4 protein-coding genes are annotated in these 2,694 nt (G+C 64.0%); 2 read left to right on the forward strand and 2 right to left on the reverse strand.

Translation table 11 applies throughout. The features are described 5' to 3' along the window. Nucleotides 1–576: GNAT family N-acetyltransferase (locus LQV45_RS24610; RefSeq protein ID WP_230009228.1), on the forward strand; the 576-nt coding region annotated here is incomplete at its 5' end. A gap of 55 nt (nt 577–631) precedes the next feature. Here LQV45_RS24610 and LQV45_RS24615 read toward each other — a convergent pair. After that, nucleotides 632–1,129: a GNAT family N-acetyltransferase gene (locus LQV45_RS24615; RefSeq protein WP_230009229.1), complete on the reverse strand. Its 498-nt coding sequence runs from the start codon at nt 1,127–1,129 to the stop codon at nt 632–634. 88 nt (nt 1,130–1,217) lie between these two features. Then, on the reverse strand, nt 1,218–2,273 hold the full coding sequence (locus LQV45_RS24620; protein WP_230009231.1) for a DNA polymerase IV: 1,056 nt from the start codon (nt 2,271–2,273) through the stop codon (nt 1,218–1,220). 231 nt (nt 2,274–2,504) lie between these two features. Here LQV45_RS24620 and LQV45_RS24625 point away from each other — a divergent pair. Further along, nucleotides 2,505–2,694 (forward strand): NUDIX domain-containing protein (locus tag LQV45_RS24625; protein WP_230009230.1); only part of this gene is annotated, 190 nt, incomplete at its 3' end.

Raw genomic sequence — 2,694 nt, forward strand, 5'->3', positions numbered from 1 at the left:
TTCTCAGGTTTTGACCCACGGCCCGCCAGGCCGCTGCGCCGCCTCCGGCATGATGGACACATGGAATTGCAGGCTGATCGTCTCCTGCTGCGCGAGTACACCCTGGATGATTTCGCTGCGGTACATTCATTCGCTTCCGACTTGAGGATCGCCGAATACGTGGACTGGGGACCGAATACAACCGGCGAAACGCTGGAATTCCTTAAAATGTGCTCGGCGGCGCAACGCGGTTCGAACCGGACAAACTTCACTCTTGCTGTCACTTTTCCCAGGGGCGAACCCTTTGGTTCTGTCGGACTCGGCATTGATCGTGGCCGGGGCGAGCTGGGGTACGTGATTGATGCTGACCACTGGGGGCGCGGATATGCCACTGAGGCCGCAGCCGCCCTCCTCAGGTTCGGCCAAGGAACTCTCAAACTGCAGGACATTACCGCAACCTGCAGACCTGAAAACACCGCTTCTGCGAGGGTGCTGGAAAAGATCGGATTGGTCCCGGTAGGAGTGCGGAGGGCGGACAAACTCATTCGTGGACAGTGGCAGGATTCGCTCGTCTTTTCGTCGGTCAGCACCACCTGATAACGCACGAAACGAAGGGTGACCTCAGCCGACGTTTAGCGTGGCCCCTGCCCGGCTAAATGTCGGAGCGGACCATCCGTATTTCAGGTAGTTCCTCCCACTCGGGTGAAAGCAACTTACGCGTCCCATCGGGCTGAAAACCGTTCTTGACGTAAAAGGCCTGAGCGCGCACGTTGGCCTCAAGGACCCACAGGTAGGCGGGTAAATCGCCGAGGGCGGCTTTCAACAGGGCGACCCCGAGCCCAGTGCCATGGGTGCGCCTCAGAGTGTAAATGGAGTAAAGCTCAAGTTCGCCGGGCAGGTCATCGTCACGCCCCGTGCCTGCGTCGGCAAATCCAACTATTTCATTGCTCTCGTCCATGGCGATGATTCGCGGCTGGGCGCTGTCCAGATACGGCCGGCGTTTTTCCACGCGCAGCGGCATGCTGGCACGGCGGGCATCGAAGAACGCCGGGGACAATAGGTGCCCGTAGCATTCCTCATGGGCCAGGGTGTGCATCCTAACCACGGCATCAGCGTCCTCGACCGCGGCCTGGCGGATCTGATATTCCATCGTCCCAGCCTAACTTTGACTTGAGGGCTTCCCAGGGTCATTTTGCGGGCGGCCGGCGGAACTCCGCACCGGGGAGGAAGCGACGCCGTCACCAGCCGCCGCGTGTCGGCGTATGTCCCTTTCGGGCATCGTCGGGCATTGCCATTTCGGCCCGCAGGCCCAGGAGCCGGATCGGACGGTCTGCTTCGATTCCGGCTGCGAGGTCCAACGCCTGCGCGAGGATTTCGTTCCGGTCGAATGTCTCGGGAAGCTTCCTCGCGTGGGTCTTGGTGACGAACGGCGCGTACCGGACCTTGAGGGTCAGCCCAACCACGGGCCGACCTTCGGCCACAACATCCTCCAGGACGCGCGCTGTCAGCTCCCTCACGGCGTCGTCGACCTGGGCGGGTTCAGTCAGGTCGCGCTGGAAGGTGGTCTCCCGGCTATGCCCGCGGGCAACCCACGGGGTGTCGTCCACAACGCTGGCGCCGTCCCCGCGTCCGAGCTCCGCGTACCAAGGTCCCATCCTGGGGCCGAACTCCGGGACCAGGTCCCGGGGGTCGGACGCGGCTAGCTCGGCCACTGTGTTGATGCCGAGTTTGGCCAGCCTGCCCGACACCTTGGTTCCGACGCCCCAGAGCTCCTTGGTGGGCCGACTGCCCATGACGTCGAGCCAGTTCGCGGCAGTGAGACGGAAGACGCCGGCCGGTTTGCCGAAACCGGTGGCGACCTTGGCTCGTACCAGGGTGTCGCCGATGCCCACGCTGCAGTGCAGCTGCGTTCGCTCCAGGACAGCGGCCTGCACCTGCCGGGCGTAGGCTTCCGGATTCTCTGTCTCGGTGCCTACAAAAGCTTCATCCCACCCCAGCACCTGCACTGTGGCGCCGGGCTGCGCGCGCAGGGTAGCCATGACCGTTTCGGACGCCGCGAGGTAAGCCTCCTGATCGACGGGCAGGATCACAGCATCGGGCACTTTCCGGGCCGCAATGCGTAAGGGCATTCCGGAACCCACGCCGAATGCCCTCGCTTCGTAGGATGCCGTCGACACCACGGCGCGTTCCGTGGGGTCGCCCCGACCGCCGACAATGATCGGCTTGCCAGCAAGCTCCGGCCGCCGGAGCACTTCGACCGCCGCGATGAACTGGTCGAGATCGACGTGCAGCACCCATGGGATTCCGCTCACGCCACCAGTGTGCCCTAAACATCCCTTGCAAGCATCGGCCCTCCACCAAGCCTGGCCGGACTCGCCGTCGTCGACGCGCCCTCCCGTGACGAAGCGTTGGAGCGGGCCGCCAAGATCGCCGCCGCTTGCCGCTGTGCGCGGGAGGTCCGCGGGTTCGTGCCTGACCCCACGGGATAATTTGTGTGCTGGATGCCCCCGTGATCGACTGATGCGATGACCCACCGCATTGCCGTCGGCGTACTCTTCGGGCCACGAGGCGTTCTGATGTGCCGCCGGGTCCCGACATCGAAATGGTACCCGGGTATGTGGGACTTCCCGGGCGGCCACATCGAGGACGGCGAATCAGCCGGCGAGGCGCTGGCCAGGGAGCTCCTCGAAGAAATCGCAGTCAACGTCGTCCCGC

This window comes from Microbacterium sp. Bi128 (genome assembly GCF_918698205.1).